The sequence below is a fragment of the Xanthomarina arctica genome, assembly GCF_014638915.1.
GTDB lineage: Bacteria > Bacteroidota > Bacteroidia > Flavobacteriales > Flavobacteriaceae > Xanthomarina > Xanthomarina arctica.
Genome location: NZ_BMFQ01000001.1, coordinates 339,917 through 362,790, shown reverse-complemented (window position 1 = coordinate 362,790; position 22,874 = coordinate 339,917). Strand labels below are relative to the sequence as shown.

At 32.9% G+C, this 22,874-nt stretch carries 13 protein-coding genes; 6 read left to right on the top strand and 7 right to left on the bottom strand.

The window, feature by feature from the left end; all coding sequences use genetic code 11:
- Positions 1-6 precede the first annotated feature (6 nt).
- Positions 7-1,995 carry a tetratricopeptide repeat-containing sensor histidine kinase gene (locus IEV77_RS01540; RefSeq protein WP_188461164.1) on the bottom strand — a complete coding sequence of 663 codons (1,989 nt, stop codon included), beginning with the start codon at positions 1,993-1,995 and terminating at the stop codon, positions 7-9.
- Positions 1,996-1,998: 3 nt separating this feature from the next.
- The gene (locus IEV77_RS01535; RefSeq protein WP_188461159.1) at positions 1,999-2,733 is read right to left on the bottom strand and encodes a LytR/AlgR family response regulator transcription factor; all 735 of its coding nucleotides are present in this window, start codon (positions 2,731-2,733) and stop codon (positions 1,999-2,001) included.
- A 571-nt stretch (positions 2,734-3,304) separates the two neighbouring features.
- Between IEV77_RS01535 and IEV77_RS01530 the strand changes: the two genes are divergently transcribed.
- The gene (locus IEV77_RS01530; protein ID WP_188461157.1) at positions 3,305-4,285 is read left to right on the top strand and encodes a ribonucleotide-diphosphate reductase subunit beta; all 981 of its coding nucleotides are present in this window, start codon (positions 3,305-3,307) and stop codon (positions 4,283-4,285) included.
- A gap of 178 nt (positions 4,286-4,463) precedes the next feature.
- Positions 4,464-6,938, top strand: a complete 2,475-nt coding sequence (locus IEV77_RS01525; protein WP_188461154.1) for a ribonucleoside-diphosphate reductase subunit alpha — start codon at positions 4,464-4,466, stop codon at positions 6,936-6,938.
- 78 nt (positions 6,939-7,016) lie between these two features.
- On the opposite strand, the gene IEV77_RS01520 is transcribed toward IEV77_RS01525, so the two are convergent.
- Both IEV77_RS01520 and IEV77_RS01515 read right to left on the bottom strand, forming a co-directional pair.
- Entirely contained in the window at positions 7,017-9,380 is a 2,364-nt protein-coding gene (locus IEV77_RS01520) for an inorganic phosphate transporter (RefSeq protein WP_188461151.1), read from the bottom strand.
- Between the two features lie 72 nt (positions 9,381-9,452).
- Positions 9,453-10,655, bottom strand: a complete 1,203-nt coding sequence (locus tag IEV77_RS01515; RefSeq protein WP_188461149.1) for a porin — start codon at positions 10,653-10,655, stop codon at positions 9,453-9,455.
- Between the two features lie 395 nt (positions 10,656-11,050).
- On the opposite strand from IEV77_RS01515, the gene IEV77_RS01510 reads away from it, so the two are divergent.
- Positions 11,051-11,407 carry a toxin-antitoxin system YwqK family antitoxin gene (locus tag IEV77_RS01510; protein WP_188461147.1) on the top strand — a complete coding sequence of 119 codons (357 nt, stop codon included), beginning with the start codon at positions 11,051-11,053 and terminating at the stop codon, positions 11,405-11,407.
- Positions 11,408-11,480: 73 nt separating this feature from the next.
- On the opposite strand, the gene IEV77_RS01505 is transcribed toward IEV77_RS01510, so the two are convergent.
- Together IEV77_RS01505 and IEV77_RS01500 are read right to left on the bottom strand one after the other, a co-directional pair.
- Positions 11,481-14,351 carry a TonB-dependent receptor gene (locus tag IEV77_RS01505; RefSeq protein WP_188461146.1) on the bottom strand — a complete coding sequence of 957 codons (2,871 nt, stop codon included), beginning with the start codon at positions 14,349-14,351 and terminating at the stop codon, positions 11,481-11,483.
- Between the two features lie 152 nt (positions 14,352-14,503).
- Complete coding sequence (locus tag IEV77_RS01500) at positions 14,504-15,778, bottom strand: beta-helix domain-containing protein (RefSeq protein WP_188461145.1); 1,275 nt, start codon at positions 15,776-15,778, stop codon at positions 14,504-14,506.
- Between the two features lie 254 nt (positions 15,779-16,032).
- On the opposite strand from IEV77_RS01500, the gene dgt reads away from it, so the two are divergent.
- The 3 genes from dgt to IEV77_RS01490 all read left to right on the top strand — a co-directional run bounded on the left by dgt (position 16,033) and on the right by IEV77_RS01490 (position 21,014).
- Positions 16,033-17,376 (top strand): dGTP triphosphohydrolase, encoded by a 1,344-nt coding sequence (dgt, locus tag IEV77_RS01495; protein WP_188461144.1) that lies wholly within the window; start codon positions 16,033-16,035, stop codon positions 17,374-17,376.
- 98 nt (positions 17,377-17,474) lie between these two features.
- Complete coding sequence (locus IEV77_RS17535; RefSeq protein ID WP_262891652.1) at positions 17,475-17,606, top strand: hypothetical protein; 132 nt, start codon at positions 17,475-17,477, stop codon at positions 17,604-17,606.
- A 171-nt stretch (positions 17,607-17,777) separates the two neighbouring features.
- Positions 17,778-21,014: a PA domain-containing protein gene (locus IEV77_RS01490; RefSeq protein ID WP_188461143.1), complete on the top strand. Its 3,237-nt coding sequence runs from the start codon at positions 17,778-17,780 to the stop codon at positions 21,012-21,014.
- Between the two features lie 82 nt (positions 21,015-21,096).
- Here the strand turns inward: IEV77_RS01490 and dxs are convergent, their stop codons facing one another.
- Positions 21,097-22,869 (bottom strand): 1-deoxy-D-xylulose-5-phosphate synthase, encoded by a 1,773-nt coding sequence (dxs, locus tag IEV77_RS01485; RefSeq protein WP_188461142.1) that lies wholly within the window; start codon positions 22,867-22,869, stop codon positions 21,097-21,099.
- Positions 22,870-22,874: the final 5 nt, after the last annotated feature.

Below are 22,874 nucleotides of genomic sequence, written 5' to 3'. Positions count from 1 at the left end.
ACCATTTTATGCCATTTTTAATATGGCAGTTTTAATTGGAATGGAAACTATTACTTTGGTGCCAGAAGCTTGGCCATTTTCAAATAAATCCTCAATCTCTAACTTGTAATCGTTGTTGGAGCTTTTAGAAAAATTAGCTAATCGTGCTTTCGTGATTTTGATACCAACAGATTTACGTTTTAATTTTTTTCTTTCTTTAATTTCTTCGGAAACAGCTCTTCCTATGCCATTATCAGTAATAGAAATAGTTACATAATCTGAAGCATATTTCTGGACTTCTAAAACAATTGATTTGTCATTAGTTTTAGAAGATAAGCCATGCCAAAGCGCATTTTCTAAAAAGGGTTGTAAAATTAAAGAAGGGACTCTAATTACGGACGTGTTTACATTTTTAGCAATACGTACTTGGTAATCTATTTCATTGGAAAAACGCATGTTTTCAATATTCATATATAATGCCATGGTTTCCAATTCGTCTTGTAATGATATCTCCTTTTCGGTGGAAGCAATAAGTATTTTTCTAATAAGTTTAGAGAACTTATTTAGGTAGTAAACAGCATTTTCTTTTTCGTTATTTATAATATATAGCTTAATTGAATTTAAAGAATTGAAAATAAAATGAGGGTTCATCTGGTTTCGTAACATCTCCTGCTCCAAGGTTACTATCTTTTTTTCGTTTTTTAATTTTCCTTGTCGTTGTAGAATAATAAAAAAGCCTATAATTAAAAAGGCTCCAATTAAGCTTAGCAATAATATGTTTCTATTTTGAACTAGTTTAAGCTTTACAATCTCATTTTCGCTTGCAAGAGACTTAATTTGGTTGTTTTTCTTTTCACTTTCATATTTTAAAATTAAATCGTTTACATATTGAAAGTTTTTATCGTTGGCAATAGATTTGTCTAATTCTAAGTATTGTTTGTAATATAAAAGCGATGTTTTGTAATTCCCTAATTCTTCTTCCAATTGCGATAAATGGTTGTAAGTTTCGGATTCCTGAGATTTTAAATTATATTTTTTTGCTATACTTAGCGCCTTGTTTAAGTTGATTTCAGAAGAATCAAAATTTTTCATTTTTAAATTAATCAGGCCTAGATTAGAGTAAGAGGTAGAAATGTAATACTTGTCGTTTATTGTTTTTGCTTTCTCCAAAGCGTTTTCTATTATTGGTAAAGCCGTTGTGTATTCGCCTTTTATAATATCCAGTTTCCCAATACTATTGTAGCAAATAACACGCCCAATATCTGAATCTATTTCATTGTTATATTTTAAAGAAATTTGATAATTTGTTAGGGCTTCATCTAAAAACCCTTTCGCTTCTTGAGCATAACCAATATTATGGTAGTTAATGGCGAGTCCTAATTTGTTATTTAATTCTTTTTCAATAATTAAAGATTTTTTGAAAAAAACTAAAGCCAAATCGTATTGTTTAAGGGCGAGATAAATATTTCCCATACTGTTTTGAGAAATAGCGATACTGTGTTTTAGATTTTCAGTTGCAGGTTTAATTGTTTCAGCTAAGTCTAGGGCTTCTTTATGGTAATCTAATGCGGTTCTAATAACATCGAGGCGTCTGTAAACTACGCCTAACATGTTTAAGCTAATTACTTCAAGTTCTATATTTTTTGCTTGTTTGGCTTTCACTAAAGCGCTTTGGTGAGCCTCGACAGCTTTATCGTAAAGGGATAGATTTCTAAAGTTTTCACCAAGCATGTTTAAAGCGTAGCTTTCTCCATCTAAAAACGTCTTTCCCTTAGATTTTTGCAAAAGAAATTGCATTTTCAAAGTGTCTTTTGAAAATTCTTTGAAACTGGAATTTAACAACTGATAGTTTCTTTGTTTTTTATCCAACGTACTATTAACAAGTTGTTTAAAGGAATCGTCTATACTGTCTTGGGCATAATTAGTTGCTGAAAAAAGGAATAAAACTAGAAGGAATAAATAGCATTTAGAATTTCTTTTAAAGGCTAAAACACGACCGTTGAAGTACCATTTCATGTGCTATAATTTGTTAAGGAAGTCTGTTTTTCGTTGTCTGGCAACTGGTATTTTTTCGTTGGATTCCAGAACCACATAGGCTTCGTTTTTCACAAATTCTTTAATTTTATTAAGGTTTATAATATATGAATTGTGAATTCTGAAAAAACAATTTTCCGGTAAGATGGCGTCAATTTCTTTGATTTTTTTAGTTACCACCATTTTTTGATTGTTAGTCATAAAAAACGTGCTGTAATTTCCATCAGATTCTACATATAGAATATCGTCTATGTTTAAAAATACCAATTTGCCGTCTGTGTTTAAAATAATTTTTTGCTGTTTCAGGTTGGCATTAAAATTTAAAAGAACTTCTTCCACCTTTGCAATGGATAGATTGTTAGTATAAAATTTTTTTATTTTTGAAATTGTGTCTTTTAAATCATCAGAATCTATAGGTTTTAATAAATAATCAATGGCTTCGTTTTTTAAGGCTTTTAAAGCATATTCATTATAAGCAGTAGTGATAATAACGGCATAATCTTTATGGTTAATGAAATCCAAAAATTGGAAACCATCCATTGTTGGCATGTTAATGTCTAAAAACAAACAATCTGGAGTGTGCGTTTTTAAATAGGCAATGGCTTTCTCAGGACTAGTAAAGGTTTCAATAACTTCTATTTCTTTATTAAAATTCCCCAATTCCCAAGTCAAACTTTGAATCGCTTTTGGCTCATCGTCAACAATTACAGCTTTTATCATAGACTCAAATATAATAATATATTAAGTAGGTTAGAAAGATAGATGTATAATTGGTGTTAATTTCTGTATAAAAGGTTATAATTTTAAGACTTCTAAGAAGATTTTGGTTTTGAAATGCCAACTATACAGTTTTTTGTACCAACTATACATTAACTGTTTTTTTTAAGATATAATTTCAGATATTTGTTTTGCTATTAATTTAAGGGAAGCTTTCATTTTATAGATGATTGCTATTAATCGATTTTAAAAAACCAGTGAAAGCTGGTTTTTTTTATGCTCTATTTTTAGGGAATTTTTCTCCAGGAAAATCAATAAGCACCTTGCTTAAAAGGATGTTTCTACCTATTTTTCTTACACAGTTTTTCTATTTTAATTTTTCATAAAACACTGTAAAACAGTGAAATGGGTTAATAATAAAAATGAAGTTAATTCTTAAACGTTTAAAGTATTGTTAAGAACTTGTTGACAATGTTTATAACTTAAGCTTTCATTTTCAATCACATTTTTGAATCTTTGTTAGTTCCAAATTGCAGTTGAATTTTTGTCTAAATTTTAATAAAACACATAAAAAATGTCTCAATTACCAGAACCAATATTAGAACCAAATAAGGATAGATTTGTGATTTTTCCAATTCAACATCATGATATTTGGGATTGGTACAAGAAATCTGAAGCCAGTTTTTGGACTGCAGAAGAAATAGATTTACATCAAGATCTTACAGACTGGAAAAATAAACTGAATGACGATGAGCGTTTTTTTATTAAGCACATTTTAGCATTTTTTGCGGCAAGCGATGGTATTGTTAACGAAAACCTAGCCGAAAACTTTATCAACGAAGTACAATACAGCGAAGCAAAGTTCTTTTATGGTTTTCAAATCATGATGGAAAATATTCACAGCGAAACCTATTCCCTATTAATAGATACTTACGTAAAAGACGAAAAGGAAAAAGATCAACTTTTTAATGCTTTAGATAATTTCCCTGCTATTAAGAAAAAAGCCGACTGGGCGCTAAAATGGATAGAATCTCCAAGCTTTGGTGAGCGTTTAATTGCTTTTGCTGCTGTTGAAGGCATCTTCTTTTCAGGTGCATTTTGTTCTATTTTTTGGTTAAAAAAACGTGGCTTAATGCCAGGATTAACATTCTCTAACGAATTAATTTCTAGAGATGAAGGCGTTCATTGCGATTTTGCTGTACACCTTCATAACAACCACTTAATCAACAAAGTTTCTAAAGAACGCATTAGAGAAATCCTTGTAGAAGCCTTAGATATTGAAAGAGAATTTATTACAGAATCTCTTCCTGCTAGCTTAATTGGAATGAATTCTAAATTAATGGTTCAGTATTTAGAGTTTGTAACAGATAGACTTTTAAGCGAATTAGATTGCGAAAAAGAATATAACACTGGAAATCCATTCGATTTTATGGATATGATTTCACTTCAAGGAAAAACAAATTTCTTTGAAAAACGTGTTGCAGAATATCAAAAAGCAGGCGTAGTTAATAAAGAAGATGCTGCAGACAAGTTCAGTTTCGATGCAGATTTTTAAATAAAAACCTTTAAAATTCAATAAGTTAATAGCATTTATTGTGCAATTTCAAGTTCGAAATTCTAAATGCTTTTTACTATTAAATATCATTCTTAAGCATTTTTATGTTGCGTAAAAATGTTTGAATTAATTAACCCATTTTCTGAACGTATTTCAGAAAACTAAAATCGTGTAATATATGTTTGTTTTAAAAAGAGATGGCAGGAAAGAGCCAATGATGTTCGACAAAATTACAGCTAGAGTAAGAAAGTTGTGTTATGGATTGAACGAACTGGTGGATCCTGTAAAAGTGGCCATGAGAGTTATTGAAGGTTTGTACGACGGTGTAACTACTAGCGAACTGGATAATTTAGCAGCAGAAGTTGCTGCAACCATGACGACTGCACATCCTGATTATGCACGTTTGGCAGCAAGAATATCTGTATCGAACTTACATAAAAACACTAAGAAAACATTTAGTGATGTCATGCAAGATTTATATGCCTATGTAAACCCGAGAAATGGAAAAAAAGCACCATTGCTTTCAGATGAGGTGTATCAGGTTATAATGGAAAATAAAGATAAATTAGATTCTACCATTATTTATAATCGCGATTTTACTTACGATTATTTCGGATTTAAAACCCTTGAACGTTCTTATCTATTAAAGCTTAATGGCGAAATAGCCGAACGTCCGCAACACATGCTTATGAGAGTTTCAATTGGAATTCATCTAAACGATTTAGATGCCGCTATTGAGACCTATGAGCTGATGTCTAAAAAATATTTTACACACGCAACACCAACACTTTTTAATTCAGGAACTCCAAAACCGCAAATGTCATCTTGTTTTCTTTTAACAATGAAAGACGATAGCATCGATGGAATTTACGATACGTTAAAACAAACGGCAAAAATCTCACAATCTGCAGGTGGTATTGGTTTAGCTATTCATAATGTGCGTGCTACAGGAAGTTATATTGCCGGTACAAATGGTACTAGTAATGGAATTGTTCCAATGCTTCAGGTTTTTAACGACACAGCTAGATATGTGGATCAAGGAGGAGGAAAACGTAAAGGAAGTTTTGCTATTTACATAGAAACTTGGCATGCAGATATATTCGATTTCCTAGATTTGAAAAAGAATCATGGAAAAGAAGAAATGCGCGCTAGAGATTTATTCTATGCGATGTGGATTTCAGATTTATTTATGAAACGTGTTCAGGAAGATGGACATTGGACTTTAATGTGTCCTAACGAATGTCCTGGCTTACCAGAAATCCATAGTGAAGAATTTGAAGCGCTTTATCTTAAATATGAAGCTGAAGGGAAAGGAAGAAAAACAATTAAGGCTAGAGAACTTTGGGAGAAAATTTTAGAATCTCAAATTGAAACAGGAACACCTTATATGTTGTATAAAGATGCGGCAAACAGAAAATCCAATCAGAAAAATTTAGGAACTATTCGTTCTTCAAATTTATGTACTGAAATCATGGAATATACATCTCCAGATGAAGTTGCTGTTTGTAATTTGGCTTCTATTGCTTTGCCAATGTTTATTAAAAACAACGAGTTCGATCATAAAGAATTATTCAAAATTACCAAACGTGTTACTAAAAATTTAAATAAGGTTATTGACAGAAACTATTATCCTGTTAAAGAAGCTGAAAACTCCAATTTCCGTCACAGACCAATTGGGTTAGGGGTTCAAGGTTTAGCGGATACTTTTATTAAGCTAAGAATGCCTTTTACTAGTGATGAAGCTAAAAAATTGAATCAGGAAATTTTTGAAACGTTATATTTTGCGGCTTTAACAGCAAGTATGGAAGAAGCAGAAGTAGATGGTCCTTATCAATCTTATAAAGGATCTCCAATTAGCCAAGGCGAATTTCAACATAATCTTTGGGGAATTAAAGACGAAGAATTAAGTGGACGATGGGATTGGGCAAAACTTCGTACAGAAGTTAAAAAACATGGGGTTAGAAACTCTCTATTAGTGGCTCCAATGCCAACAGCAAGTACCTCGCAGATTCTTGGTAATAATGAATGTTTTGAGCCATATACCTCAAATATTTATACACGTCGTGTGTTATCTGGAGAGTTTATTGTTGTAAACAAACATTTACTAGAAGATTTAGTAGAACTTGGCCTTTGGAACGATGGTTTAAAACAAGATATCATGAGAGCTAATGGTTCTGTTCAAGATATTGATTGTATTCCTCAAGATATTAAAGAGTTATATAAAACCGTCTGGGAGTTAAGTATGAAAGATATTATAGATATGTCTCGTCATAGAGGGTATTTTATAGATCAGTCACAATCTCTTAACTTGTTTATGGAAGGAGCAACTATGGCTAAGTTAACCTCTATGCACTTTTATGCATGGAAAAGTGGTTTAAAAACAGGAATGTATTATTTAAGAACAAAAAGTGCCGTAGATGCCATCAAGTTTACTTTAGATACTAAAAAGAAAGAAGAGCCTATAGCGGAAGTTGTGGAGGTGGTTGAGGTAGATGAAGCTCTTGAAGTACAACAGAAAAAAGCAGTTAAAACAGCTGAGAAATTTAGTCAGCAAGCTAAAGAAGTGGAACCAATGACTGCAGACGAAATGAAAGCCTTAATTGCGCAAGCAAAAGAAGCTGAAGGAGACGACTGTTTGATGTGTGGTTCTTAGATTAATTTAAGTTAAGTGTTATAAAAAAAGCATCTCGAAAGAGATGCTTTTTTGTTTTTAGACTGTTTTTATTACGTTCTAATCTGTTTTTTCGCTCGTGTTTTCACTGGCGTTTTCACTAATGTTTTTATCAGGAGTTTCTTCTGATATTGTAGCTGGTTTTATACTGCTATCGAAGGCATCGTGATACTCTTCTAATAAGTTCATAATGGCAGCTAATAAATCTTTCGTTTCTAAAAGAATACTAAAGTATAAGGTTGTGTTTTTAGGACTTGATTCTTCAGTTCTAGTACGTTCAACCTGTTTTTGAATTTTATCGGTAACTAAAGAAACAATTTCTTTCTTACGATTTAAAACAATACCAATTTCTTCAAAAGAACGGGATTCGAAAGCATTTCTTGTGTTGTTGAATAATCTCTCAAAACGTTCGTCAACTTCTTTTAGCTCTTTAATTTGACTAAATTTAAGCTTCTTATGGTTGTTGTTAACGTGTTTATGACTCACCTTGGTAATGTACTCCAAAGATTGCGTAAAGTCTTGTAGATATCCTAACACGTTAATGTAGAAACTACTTGCTCCAACACTAGATTCGTCTAAGTTTTTAATAAAATAAAAGATATGATCTCTTAATTCATCTATTTCATCAGAGAGTTTTATAACCTGTTTTTTGTTCTTTTTAAGTAAGGTTAAATCTTGTTTCGCTAGACCGTTAATGGCATTGGTGTAAATTCTGTTTCCACGTTTAATAACATGTGCAATGTTATCTGCACTTTCGTGAATAACACCTTGAATAGAACTACTTTCTGCACGAGTTAAACTTCCTTCAGCTTTCGTGGTATCGGATTTCTTTTTGTGTGAAATATAACTTCTTACCAGTAAAAGTGTGGCAATTAATAAGAAAATAGGCACCATAACCTTAACATTCCAATTAAGGAAATAGGCAATTATTGCGGCCGAAATAAAAGCAATGAAAGCAGTAAAGAACCAACCTCCAATAACATTTAAAACTCCAGCAACTCTATAAACAGCACTTTCTGCTCCCCAAGCTCTATCTGCTAAAGAAGTTCCCATGGCAACCATAAAGGTAACATAGGTAGTAGATAATGGTAATTTCATTGAAGTTGCAATGGAAATCAGTACGGCTGCAACCATCAAGTTTATTGCTGCTCGAACAAGATCGAATGCAGGCATTTCGTAAGTTTTATCCTTTTTTAAGTTAATAACAGGTTTTTCAAATTGCTTTTCAATTTTTGCCTGCCATGAAGCTGGTAAAACATAGGATGATAATTGAGACCCCAAAATAGCAAATCTCACAAAACCTCGAGATAAGAAATTAGGTTGGAAACGTTCTTTGGTATCTTCTTGACTAGATAAATCTAATGACGTCTTAACAACTGCTTTAGCTTTACTAGAGAACCATAAGGTGGCAACCATAATTAAACCTGCAACAACTAATAAATAAGTAGGAGTAGGAACCTTGTCTGCTAAAAAGCCCATGCTAAAAGCATCTGCCGCAATACCAGTCTCTAAAAACGCGGTATGCCATGCAGAGTAAGATAACCAACCAGCAATTGGTACACCTATAAAGTTTACTAAGTCGTTTCCGGCAAATGCCAAGGCTAGTGCAAAAGTACCTACAAGAATAATAATCTTATAAATATTAGCTTTTAAAAACGTAATAAGCACGTATGATAATATAGACCAGAATGCCAAACTTGCAATTAAAATAATTGTAACTTGATTCTCGAGGAGACTATCAAATGTTTGACCATTTAATAAGGCAATAGGCTTCTGAGTAAAAGCCATTCCTTTTAGACCCTTCATAAAAATAAAGTAGGTAATAGATGTCAAGGCTAACCCGCCAAATAAGGCTCCAACCCAATTGGCTTTCTTTTCAAAATTATAGGAAAGCAATAACCTGGCAACCCATTGAACCAATGCCCCTATAGTAAAAGCGACGACGACAGAGAGGAGAATTCCAAAGATAATTTCGGTAGCTTTCGATGTGTTTATATAACCAATAACATCGACAAAATTACCTCCATCATGAGCTACTTTTATTAATGCCATAGCCACAGAAGCACCTAATAGTTCAAAAACTATAGATACTGTTGTAGACGTTGGCATACCTATGGTATTAAAAAAGTCTAATAATAAAATGTCTGTTATCATGACAGCCATGAAAATAATCATGATTTCATTAAACATAAATTCATGAGGATTGAAGATACCTTTTCGGGCAACTTCCATCATACCACTAGAGAAAACAGCTCCAACAGCAACACCAATACTGGCAACAATCATAATAGTTTTAAATGAAATCGCTTTCGATCCAATAGCTGAATTTAAAAAATTAACAGCATCGTTACTTACCCCCACAATCAAATCTGCTATTGCTAAAACAGCAAGAGCAACAATCATTAATAAGTATATGTTTTCCATAAGTTAGTTTCTAATTAGGATTTGCAAATATCCAAAGTGTTTTTAATTGACATGTTATCTAAATGTTATTATTTAAAATTGTATTTCAAATTGAATTCTAAAACCAATTCTACTATTAAAATTTTCGGTATCCACATAGGTCAGATCAGATTGTACTTTTAAATTATTTCCTACAATATATTTAGAAAGACCTATTGCATATTCATTAACCATACTTTGGCCAGTGAAACTTTTATTTAAATTGACATTCGAAAAACGACTGGCTACTTCCCAGTTGCTTTTAAATAGATATCCAGCTTGTAGGTTTATAGCATTTCCAATTTGAACTACTAAGCCAGTAGGAGTGCCATCCTCTTCTTTGGCAATGGGATCTTCAGCATTTCTATTGGCAAATTCGCCCATAAAAGAAAAGCCTTTATATTTAAATAAGGCATCTACATAAAGGGACGTAATATTTGTTTCATAATAACCAGTATCGGTTATCATATAAGCTCCTTGGTTGGATCTTGTTTTTACGGCATTGTTGTTAAAATCGTATGAGATACCTAAGGCGAGTTTTGGTGTTTGCGGTCTGTTTAAGGAACTGACCATTTTTTCTCCATTTTCTGGAAACAAACCAAGTGGTAGAAATTCTAACCGACCTGTATATTGAAAACCACCTAGATTTCCTGTGGTTACGTTTCTTCCTTCGCCTTGAGAAATTGCTAAAACCTCTCTAATTATAAAGGTTTCAGTTAAGTTAAAATGATGCCTAAGCTGGATTCCAACATCTCTATCGATATTAAATTCAGCATTTAAAATAGAGCGATCCACAAATTGAAGATTTGCAGAAGAAATAACACGTTCTCTATTACCGGGAAGTTTGGTTTGTCCGAACCAAAACTCAAAGTTTTGGTAAAAATTCCATTTCATAACGGCATCAAGAATTATCCTGGGCGTATTACTAGTGTAGATAGAAGATCCCGACATATCTCTATTAGATAAGCCTAACTCTATTTTATACTTCAATTTTGGGGTTAAGGCAAAGCCATCAAATTTTAATCTAGCTCTTCTAATTAAAAATGAAGATTCACCATTTATTAATTCACCATTATTATTTTCCCAGCTGGAAGCGGCTAAAAATTGCACTCTTGCTCCAATTTTCATAGTCCAAGAACTGTCTTGTCCTACTAGATTAAATAAGCCTTTCCCGAATGGTGGCGATTTAATCTCTTGAGCCATGGAGGTACTTACGATGCTTAAAAAAAACACCATAAAAAGGGCATTAATTTTCATAAATGATTAATAGTTTTTGTCACTACAAAGAACTAAAATTTATGTTAAATTAATGTTTCCTAAAGATTAAATCTTAATTATTAAAAAAAAGGCTGCTTCGGCCTAAAGCAGCCGTAGAATTCATGATAATATAGTCGACAAAAACTAATTAATTATATGAAATTACTAATTGATATGTCTTAAGACAAAACAAATATCTTACTTATTCTTGAGGTTATTGTAAACTAAATATTAAGTAATTATTAAAATAAGGGGCGCTTAAATTGTTATAATGATTTTTTAAAACACTGATATTCAGTGTTTATGGTTCTCAATGTAAAATTAACGTTAAGATAATGTTGATTTAATGTTAATAAAGACTATATTTGAATATTAAACCTTTAATCCGAATAGTTATGAAAAAAGTTGTGATGTTTTTTGTTTTTTTAATTTCAGTAGTTTCTTTTGCACAAGAACAAATAAGTCCTAAACTGGAACAAGTAGGTGATGAGATAGAGGTAACCTATTTTCATGATGACGGTGTGATTCAACAACATGGGTTTTTTAATCAAGAAGGTAAGTTACAAGGAACTTGGACTAGTTATAATGTTGATGGAGAGAAAGTGGCTATAGGAAATTATGACAATGGTCAAAAAGTTGGTAAATGGTTTTTTTGGGCTAATGATACCCTAAAAGAAGTTGATTTTATTGAATCTAAAATCGCAACTGTTAGCGAATGGAAGGATGGTACTAAATTGGCAATACAAAATTAATTTAAAAGTTATATATATTAAAAAAGCCCTTTCAAGTTTGAGAGGGCTTTTTTGATATTAGTACTTAATTTTATTAAAACGATAGACTATAGCCTATAGAAAATTCTGTTCCAATTTTCCTTTGAGAATAAATTAAAGGACTTGCATCATAAGCTTCATATAAACTTTCTCTGTCTTCTCCTAAGATGTTGCTAATCTTTAAATTTACTGAAGAGTTTTTATTTTCTCCAAACTTTTTATTTAAAGTAAGGTTAAGGCTATTAAAAGGCTGGCTATAAACATCAGGAATAATTCCAGTACCAACAACTTCTAAAGATTTACCTTGAACATTGTAAAACAAGCCAGCTTGAAAACCAGATTCTTCAGTGCTGTAATCAAATCCAACATTGATTAAGTACGGAGATTGTCCTTGTAATTCTCTTTTTCTATCAATGGTTTGACCGGTTCTAGCGGCAAGGACTCTTCTTTCGTACTCGCTTTCAGACATGGTTACTTCAGAATAGATATAAGATGCATTAATGTTTAATTTCAAATTAGATAAGCCATTTGTAATAAAACCAAAGTTCTGTCTGAATTCCATTTCTGCTCCAACAACTGTGGCGTCTCCTAAATTTGCAACTGTTAATTGTTCTGCAGAAGATGGGAAGAATACAGTTTCTAGCGGATCAATAAAGCTTTTATAAAAACCACTAGCAGCAATCATTTGTCCTTTTTCTCTATAGACTTCATAGCGTACATCAAAATTGTTGATGTAGGTTGGTTTTACTGGATCGTATATAACTGAACCATCCACATTATAAATTCCAAACCCGTTACCAATAAAAGTTCTGTTAGTAATTGGATCAAAAATCTGAACGCTTGAAGCTTCCATGAAACTTGGTCTTGCAGTTGTTCTAGCGTATGAAGCTCTTAAGTTTGATTTATCTGACAAAGCATAAATTACGTTTGCAGAAGGGAACAAATTGTATTCATCAATGGTATTTACGTTGTTATATTTTACACCTTGAGCAGTTTCGCCTGTATAATACAATTGGTATAATTCAGTTCTTAAACCTAAAACCGTTTTTAAATTCTCACTTAAATTAAATTCTTCAGATATATAGGTAGAATAGACATACTGTTCTCCTTCGTAAGCATTTGATGGTTTAAAGGTTTGGTTGTTAGCTGTTGCTTCTAAAAATGTTCCTTGTTGATTTGTAGGTGTCCATAAATTTCCATCTTGTAACAATAAGTTAGTATTTCCATCTGGAACTATTAAGTTTGTATTACTCATGTAAAATTCATCGATGCTAAAGTCTCTAAATTTATAAACATAGCTACCTCCAAATTTTAATTTAGCAGGCCTTCCTAGAAAGGTGTGTTTATTTGAAAGATCGGCTTTAAATACCCAGTTTTCTTCTAACAAACTTCTCCAGATTCTAGTTGGGTTTGTTGTTGTACTTGGGTTGATTGTGTAAAGACCTTCTTGAGTTACTAATAGAGGTGTCACCCTCCAATCTTTATCTTCTACTTCGGAAAAAGATGGAGATAATGTCCAATCAAAATTCCACCCAGTATCTACACCTAGCTTATGATTCCCTGTGAAATTGAAATTTGTAATCGTTCTTTCTGTATATAAAAGGGCGTCCTTTACCACAGTTTCATAGGCTCCACCAGCATTATCTTGTGATAGTTTTTGATTAAAGAATCCAGCAGATGATTCCCCGTTCTGTAACATTAATACAGTAAACTTATATTTAGATAAATCGGTTTTGTAGGTAACGCCTCCTAAACCACTTATTAAAATTTCATTAATACCTTCACTACCTACAGTATAAAGGGAATAGCGAGGCTCGTAATCATTTTTATCCGAATCTAAAATCGCGCCTCCATCAATTCTATCCTCATAGAATACGGTATTGTTTTTGTAGGATGCCGAAACTAGATAGCCAATTTTATTTCCATTTTTAAGTTCAAACTGGTTTCCAGCTGTAAACCCTAAATTAAAGTTAGGATTACTAGTAGTTTCAGTAGCTTTTAATTGCTCTTGGAATCTATTGGTTAAGCTTGTAAGTAAAATTTTATTTTCGAAAGTACCAGGTATCGGTTGATATCTGTTGATTGGTCTATTTCTAGTTCCATCATCATATCCAAAAAAATCGGTATTACTCCCTTCATAAGTTAAATAGTTGCTTTTGAAGTGCATGGACGGATTGTAGCCAAACCCTGCAGAAATACTGTATTCAGCTTTTGTTGGAAAATCTTTAGTAATAATATCTACGGTTCCTCCAGTAAAATCTGATGCTTGATCTGCGGCGGCAGATTTAAGCACCATCACATTGTCAATAATGTTTGTAGGAAAAACATCCATAGGAATCGTATTTCTATCTGGATCCAATCCTGGAATATCTACGCCATTTAATGTGGATTTTGTATAGCGATCTCCTAAACCTCTAACATATACAAATTTGCCATCTTGTACGGATACTCCTGGAACACTTAAAACAGCACTAGCAATATTACTAGCTCCAGATTTTTTTATACTTTGTGAAGAAAGTCCGTCTTGAACAATGACTGATCTGCGTTGAATATTTAGAATGGCGTCTTCAGTATTTCTTTTTAAGCTTGTAGTAATTATTACTTCATCTAATGTATTGGTACTTAATGATAAATCTAAAACGGTAACATCGTTTTGTTTAACAACTACATCATTAACTTCCTTTGTTTCATAACCTACATAAGAAAATACAATGGTATAAGTTCCAGGTTCTAATTCAAGCATATAGTTACCATCGAAATCTGTTGTAGTTCCAATAGACGTATCTTTAACTGATACATTGGCAAATGGTAAAGGGTCAACAAATTCTCCATCAATTATGGATCCTGCAACCTTTCCAGTTTGTGTGTAACCGAACAAAGTAACAAACAACAAAGATAGCGTGAGTAGTATTTTGTTTTTTTTCATCTGAGCTTTTTTGTTATTTCCTGTCTTTCAGGGGTTACTATAAAAACGAGAATTTAAATTTTTATAGTTTATCCTAATTTTAAGAAAGATTAAAAAAGCACTAAAGCTTTATAATTAAAGAAAGGCTTTAGTGCTATATATAAGGTTTGTATTTAGAAGTTTAAAGCTCCTAATTCGCTAGCGTAAGTCCAACTTAAAACAGACGTGTTAGCTCCTACAGTTTGACTTCCAAAATTAACAGCTGTAGCTTCTGTTCCAAACCCAGGAGTTGGAGTTGTAGCTGATGCTGCATTGTTAAAAATATCTGTTATGTTTGCTACACCAGAAGGCAATACAATTTCCCAGTTAGAAAAAGTAAGAGTTCCGTTATTATAGTTTTCTGCAACTGCATCGTTATCTAATTCTACATCAGAACTATCTTTGAAATTAAAACCAAAAATGTTATTATTTGCTCCCATAGCTCTACTTCTATAGTCAGCATACTCTCCATTGGCAGTAACTAAATTGCCTTTCATTGTTACGTTTTGGATGGTGTAAGAACCTAATAGGTTTCCTTCTGGACCATCTATCTCTAAAGCGTGATCTGAATTATCTCCTAATATAATTACAGCATTATCTATAGTTCCAGAATAAGCTTGGTCAATATCAAGAGAATCATCTCCAACAGCCCAAATTAATAAGTTGGTAGCATTAACACTTCCTCCAAAAAACTCAATCCCATCATCCACATTAGCAACAACTTCAATGTTATCTATTGTAGTTCCAGAACCAACGCCGCCAAGGGTTAAACCATTAATTTCGTTACCATCACCAAGAAGTGTTCCTCCATGTCTAATGGATATATATGAAAGAACGCCTGAGTCATCAGTAGGATTCGTTCCGCCATATAAGCCAAAGGTGTCATCTGCAGGAATACCTTCTATTTGAGCAGTCACAACATCACCCGAAAGTGAGCAAGGAGCGTAACCCATAATTAGTAGACCTCCCCAAAGACCACGATTGTTTTCATCTAAATTGGTTCCTGATGTTTCACCACAAGTAATGTTATCGCTTTCAGAAGTAAAAATAATAGGCTGTTGAGGTGTCCCCTGTGCCATTATTTTACCACCTTGAGCTACGATTAAAGCAGAAGACAAAGAACCTTGTCCTGCTCTACCTTTAATAATTGTGCCTGGCTCAATAGTTAATGTTACACCATCTTGTACAACCACTTTTCTGTCAAGAATATAAATATTATCATTTACCCATGTTTCGTCTAGTGCAATTCCACCAGCTTTAACAATTATAGGACAAGTTTCACCTGTACCACCATTACCATTTTGATAAATTGTAGTTTCTTCAATTACTATAGGTGTGTCATCATCTTTAAAACAACCTGTAAGTGTTATTGATAATAGGCCAATAATGGCAAAAGTTAATTTTTTCATTTTCTTAGTTTTTAATATAGGTTTATCTAGGTAAATTTCTGTGGCAAAGAAACTGCAACTTTGTAAAGTTGGCGTTAATAGAGGGTTAAACGATTGTAATAAAACAGTTACTTAAAAGTTATGTGATTTACACAACGTGTAGTTTTTAGAAACTATTTCTTAACATGAATTCCAATGGATTTATTTATATCTGATTTAAAAAAATGACATATTAAAAGATGAAAAATGTATCTTGCACTGGATAAATAGTAACTATGAATTGGGAACAATTACTCTCCTTAAAGCGTTATGGAGACACAAATAAGCGTTTAAGAAAAGAACAAGATGAAACCAGATTAGGTTTTGAAGTTGATTACGACAGGATTATATTTTCTTCAGAATTTAGAAGCCTTCAGGATAAAACGCAAGTTATTCCATTATCTCAAACGGATTTTGTTCATACTAGATTAACACATAGTTTAGAGGTTAGCGTTGTAGGAAGAACCTTGGGTCGAAAAGTGGGAGCGAAATTAATTGAAAAATATCCGCATCTACAAACAATTCATGGATATCAAGCAAACGATTTTGGAGCCATAGTTGCCGCAGCGGCCTTAACGCATGATATTGGGAATCCCCCGTTTGGTCATTCAGGTGAAAAAGCTATTGGTGAATTTTTTAAATCGGGTAACGGACATAAATATAAAACACAGCTAACAGAGAAGGAATTTCAAGATCTATGCGATTTTGAAGGAAATGCGAATGGATTTAAAATTATTACTGAAAGCAGGAATGGGAGAGAAGGTGGCTTGCGATTAAGCTACGCAACCCTAGGCGCATTTACTAAATACCCTAAAGAATCTTTGCCTAAAAAACCTAGTACTCATATTGCAGATAAAAAATTTGGATTCTTTCAAAGTGAAAAAGAATTGTTTGTTGATGTTGCAAACGAGTTGGGTTTAATTAAAAGAGGTGAGAAAAACGACATTAGTTATTCAAGACATCCTTTAACATATTTGGTAGAGGCAGCCGATGATATTTGTTATACCATAATTGATTTTGAAGATGGTATTAATTTGGGGCTTATTCAAGAAGAGTATGCTTTAGAGTATTTAATTAATTTAGTTAGGCATTCTATAAATTCCAAGAAGTACAATCAACTTTCCAATACAAAAGATAGAATAAGTTATTTAAGAGCACTAGCAATAAATACATTGATAAATGAAGCTGTTGATATGTTTTTAGCTCATGAAGAAGCCATTTTAAATGACACTTTTATCACAGGTTTACTAGATAAAAGTAAATATGAAGCTCAAATTAATGATATCATTAAGTTAAGTATCAAAAATGTTTATCAGTCTAAGGAGGTTGTAGATAAAGAAATAGTAGGTTTTCAGGTTATTAGTACACTTCTTGGTATCTATACGGAGGCCCTCATTAATAAATCACTACAAAAAGAATCTAATTACGATCTATTAATTTTAAAGAGTGTACCAGAACTTCAATATAATGAAAACAGCTCTATATATAGTAAGTTGTTAAGTGTTTGTCATTTAGTGTCCTTACTATCTGATAGTCAGGCTATTTTAAAATTTAAGAAGATAAAAGGGATTTCCTTGTGAAATTAAAATAAGATTTTTTTTGTCTTTTGTCGGATAAATGTTGCTTTTAATCGATTTAATGTGTACGTTTACTTAACCGAACATTAAATCTATCTAAAATGAGAAAAAACATCTATGGAGCAATTGTCATCATTTTTGTTGTCTTTGCATGTATATTGGTTATGAGTGAAATAAATACTCCTACAAATGCTGAAATGGATACCTTGCAATACTATGCAGGTTCAGAATAAGTGTTATTTTAAAATTCTTCAATTTTATCCTTTTTAGCTATTCAAAGAAATTATTTATTTATTCTTTTTTAAGAATATGATAAATAGGGATTTAACATTAAAATAAAAGAGTGTGATTTTTGCAATCTAAATTAATTTCGATTATTTTAGCGATTCTAAATAAAATAACACATGAAAAAAATTTCCCTATTAATTTTTAGCGTCTTACTTATTGCTCTAGCCGTTTTTGTAATTACCAAAGATGACGCGACAATAAATGAAGAGGCTTTAGAAAATGAAGTGGCTTTAGTTTCAGTAGATGAATTGAAACAACAGCACCAAGAATACATAGATAATAATCCTTTTCAGGAAGATTTGTTATTATCAAAACAAGAGAGAAAGGAGCATAGAATGACTCCAAACAAGTATAATGAAGAACAATGGATTTTAACTATGAATCCAGCTTTAGGAAGACCAACACCTATTAAGGTAGCGGAACTTCAAAAAGAGCTTTTGAATCAAAGAAATAATGATTTAATAAATGGAAGAGTTCCTGGAGATGCTTTAAATAATGGGTGGATTGAACGTGGTCCAAACAATGTTGGAGGAAGAACCAGAGCAGTAATGTTCGATCCTAACGATACTTCAGACAATACCGTTTTTGCTGGTGGAGTTAGTGGAGGTTTATGGAAAAACACAAATATTTCTAGTGCTAGTAGCGTTTGGGAAAGAGTTGATATCCCTGAAAACTTAGCAGTTTCATCTATTACTTATGATCCAATCAATACGAACACATTTTATGTTGGAACTGGTGAGTCTTACGTAGGGCATACTGATGGTTCTGTAAATGGAGATGGAGTATGGAAATCTACAGATGGTGGTGATACATGGATAAATATTTTTGGTGGAAGTACAGGAGTTAGTTATTTTGTATCTTCTTCAAATATAACGGTAAATACGCCTTCAAGTATAGCAGGAAATTATCAATCTTTCCCAACTACAAACTTTGGGCCAGAAATTACAACAACCTTAACAGCCGACTTTATTTTAGCTAATGATGCAACAGGAGTACCTACACAAGCATGTACTTCTTTTGGTCCTAGTGCAGCTGGTAAAATTGCTGTAATTAGAAGAGGAGATTGTTCTTTTGTAATTAAAGTAAAAAATGCACAACTTGCAGGTGCAATTGGTGCTATTGTATTAAATAACGTTCCTGGAGAACCAGTACCAATGGGAGGAGAAGATGCTACTATTACCATACCTTCTGTAATGGTTAGTATGGCAGATGGAGATTTAATTGAAGATGCTTTGGCTTCTGGTGCAACCGTAAACGGTTCTTTAAATCCTGCTACAGGTGATTTTACTGCCACAGTAGTTCCTGGAATTCAACATATAAATGATATTAAAGTAAGAAATAATGGCGGTGTATCTGAAATTTATTTAGCTGCAGCCGATGCGTTATATGGATCATCAAATGCAGCAACCACAATTGGCGGACTTTCATACGGAGTATATAAATCTGTAGATGGAGGTGCAAATTGGATTGAACTTAATTTGCCTTTAACAGAAGCAGGACACAAGCATTGTCCAAACGATATAGAAATTGGACCTGATGGTAAAATTTGGATATCTACAACTCAAAGTAAATTATATGGAGATGGAGGAGGAATTATATTTTCATCTACAGATGGAACTACCTTTACCCAAGTTTATGCTGTTAGTGGAGGAGCAAGAACTCAAATAGCCATTTCTTCAACTACTCCAAACAAGGTTTATGTGTTAGCTGAATTAACAGCTGGAGGAGTAACTATTAAAAAAACTACCACAGGTTTTGTTCCTGCATTTTTAGTGCAAACCAAAACATTACCTAATGATGCAGACACAGGAATAGCCGCATCAGATTTTACAAGAGGTCAAGCTTTTTATGATTTAATGTTAGAAGTAGATCCAACAAACGACGAAATAGTTTACACTGGTGGTATCGATTTGTTTAAATCTACAAATGGAGCTACTGCTTGGACCCAATTTTCTCATTGGTATGGTGGTTTTGGATTTCAAGAAGTTCATGCCGATCAGCATATTTTAGCATTTGGACATACAGATCATAATAAAATTGTCATGGGTAACGATGGTGGTGTTTATTATTCTGCTAATGGAGGAACACTTACACAATACAGAAGCACGGGATATAATACATCTCAGTATTATACTGTTGGTGTAGCTCCAACTACAGCTCTTACAGGCGATTATTTTGCCGGAGGTTTACAAGATAACGGAACACAATTAATGCAAAATGCCAACCCTACAGGAGTAGACGATTCTACAGAACCTTATGGAGGTGATGGTGCATATACCTTCTTCGATCAAGATGGTACCGACAGATATTTTATTAGAAACTATGTTTATAATTCAGGTGTTAATTTACGTTTCTTAAATGCTAATGGATCTCTTGGTGATAACGTTACTATTAATAATGAAAGTGCTAGCAACGGATCTTTTATTAATCCGCAAGCTTTAGATTCTAATTTAGATATTTTATATTCTAATTATACTTCCGGTGCAAATGCAATAATAAAAAGATACTCTGGAATCAAATCTGCAGGAACATTATCAAGTACAGACTTAACAGATGCTTCTTTAACAACAAGAGTTACTGCATTAACGGTATCTCCATATACTACAGGATCTTCAAAATTAATTGTAGGAAGTTTATTAGGTGATGTTCTATTAATTTCAAATGCAAACACTGCAAGTCCTACATGGACAGCTTTAGATGGAAATCTATTGGTAGGTAGTGTATCTGATATTGAGTTTGGACAGACTGAAGCTGATATTTTTGTAACCATGCACAATTATGGTGTAAATAATATTTGGTTCACTAATGATGGTGGAGCTACTTGGCAAGCCAAAGATGGTGACTTACCAGATTTACCAGTAAAAACAATTTTACAAAACCCATTAAATTTGGAAGAAGTGATTATTGGAACAGAACTAGGAGTTTGGTATTCAAATAACTTCTCTTCAACTTCACCAAATTGGTACCCAGCATTTAATGGTATGAGTAATGTTAAAGTATTGGATTTAGACTTAAGAAATGATAATATGGTATTTGCTGCTACTCATGGTAGAGGTGTTTTCTCTGGTATGTTTTCTTCAGGTTCTTTAAGTGTTGAAGAAAATGCGCTAGCTTCAGATTTAACATTATATCCAACGGCTTCTAATGGTGAGATTACTATTGCTTCTAAATCTAATTTAGGAAAAATGGATTTAGCTATTTACAACTTAAGTGGTCAATTAGTTTATAACTCGACTTTAAACATGAGTTCTAACAGTAAAAAACAATTGTCATTAAGTTTAAGCTCAGGTTTATATCTTGCTAAATTTTCAAATGGCACGGTTACTGAAACCAAAAAGTTTATTATAAAATAAGCGTAGCTTAGTTTAATATATTTTAAAGGTGACTTGAAAAAGTCACCTTTTTTTTATAAAATATTTTGAGAAATAGAAATGATTATAAAAATTTAGAGATTTGCTTTGAAATGGAAAGGCTATCCAAAAGGTATAGTTGTTGCAACTCTTCTGTTGTACCATGTTCTACAAACTTGTCTGGAATCCCAATTAACTTAAAAGTGTTCTTGTAGTTATGTTTTGAAGCAAATTCTAAAATTGCGCTTCCAAAACCACCATGAATACAACCATCTTCCACTGTAAAAATGGTTTCGTAAGTGCCACAAATATGATGTAATAGTTTTTCATCTAATGGTTTTACAAAGCGCATGTCGTAATGCGAAACGGTGTCTACATCATTTAAAATGTCAATAGCCTCAGAAACATTTACAGCAATAGTTCCTATGGTTAGTACGGCTATTTTTGAGCCTTTCTTTAATTGAACGGCAGTCCCTATTTCAATTTCTGAAAAATCTTTTTCCCAATCTAAAGTAACACCTCTACCTCTAGGATATCTTATAGCAATAGGATGTTTTAATTTCCCTAATTGCGAAGTGTACATAATATTACGAAGTTCGATTTCGTTTCTTGGAGCAAAAATAATAAAATTTGGTATGCAACGTAAATAGGCTAAGTCAAAAACACCATGATGGGTCGCACCATCTTGACCAACCAAACCGGCACGATCTAAACAAAAGATAACAGGGAGATTCTGTATGGCCACATCATGAATAACCTGGTCGTAGGCACGTTGTAAAAAGGTGGAATAGATATTGCAAAAAGGAATTAACCCTTGTGTAGCCATTCCCGCTGCTAGTGTTACTGCATGCTGTTCTGCTATGCCTACATCAAAAGCGCGATCAGGAATTTCTTCCATCATAAACTTTAGTGAACTACCTGTTGGCATTGCTGGAGTTATACCAATAATTTTTTTGTTTTTCTTGGCTAATTCGACAAGAGTAACACCAAAAACATCTTGATATTTTGGTGGTAGTTTGTTACTCGTTTTTACAGCCAATTCTCCCGTATCTGCATCGAATTTTCCAGGCGCATGATAGGTGACTTGATTATCTTCAGCTTGTTTTAAACCTTTCCCTTTTTTTGTAATAACATGTAAAAACTTTGGGCCTTTTACCGTTTTTAAACGTTCTAATTCAGAAATTAACTCGGTGAGATTATGCCCATCTACAGGTCCTGAATAATTAAAATTTAGGGCTTCAAAAATATTGTCTTGCTTTTGTGTTCCTTTCTTAACATTAGTTAAATATTGCTTCAAAGCTCCAACCGATGGATCTATTCCAATGGCATTGTCATTTAAAATAACTAGTAAATTTGCAGTCGTAACACCAGCATGATTTAAACCTTCAAAGGCCATGCCGCTTGCAATGGAAGCATCTCCAATAACAGCAATATGTTGTTTGTTATCATCTCCATTTAATTGTGAAGCAATTGCCATTCCTAAAGCGGCTGAAATTGAAGTCGAAGAATGTCCAACTCCAAAAGCATCATAGTCACTTTCTTCTCTTTTAGGAAAACCACTTATACCATGTAACTGCCTATTGGTATCAAATATATCTCTTCTACCAGTTAATATTTTGTGTCCATAAGCTTGATGACCCACATCCCAAATAAGTAAATCTTTGGGCGTGTTAAATACGTAGTGTAAGGCAATGGTAAGCTCAACAACACCTAGACTTGCTCCTAAATGGCCTTCTTTAGTTGCGACAATTTGAATAATAAAGCGTCTTAACTCCTTGGCAAGATTAGGAAGTTGCTTGACAGGTATCTTACGTAAGTCTTCAGGCGAATTGATAGATTTCAAAAGTGTTGTAGTCATTGTTA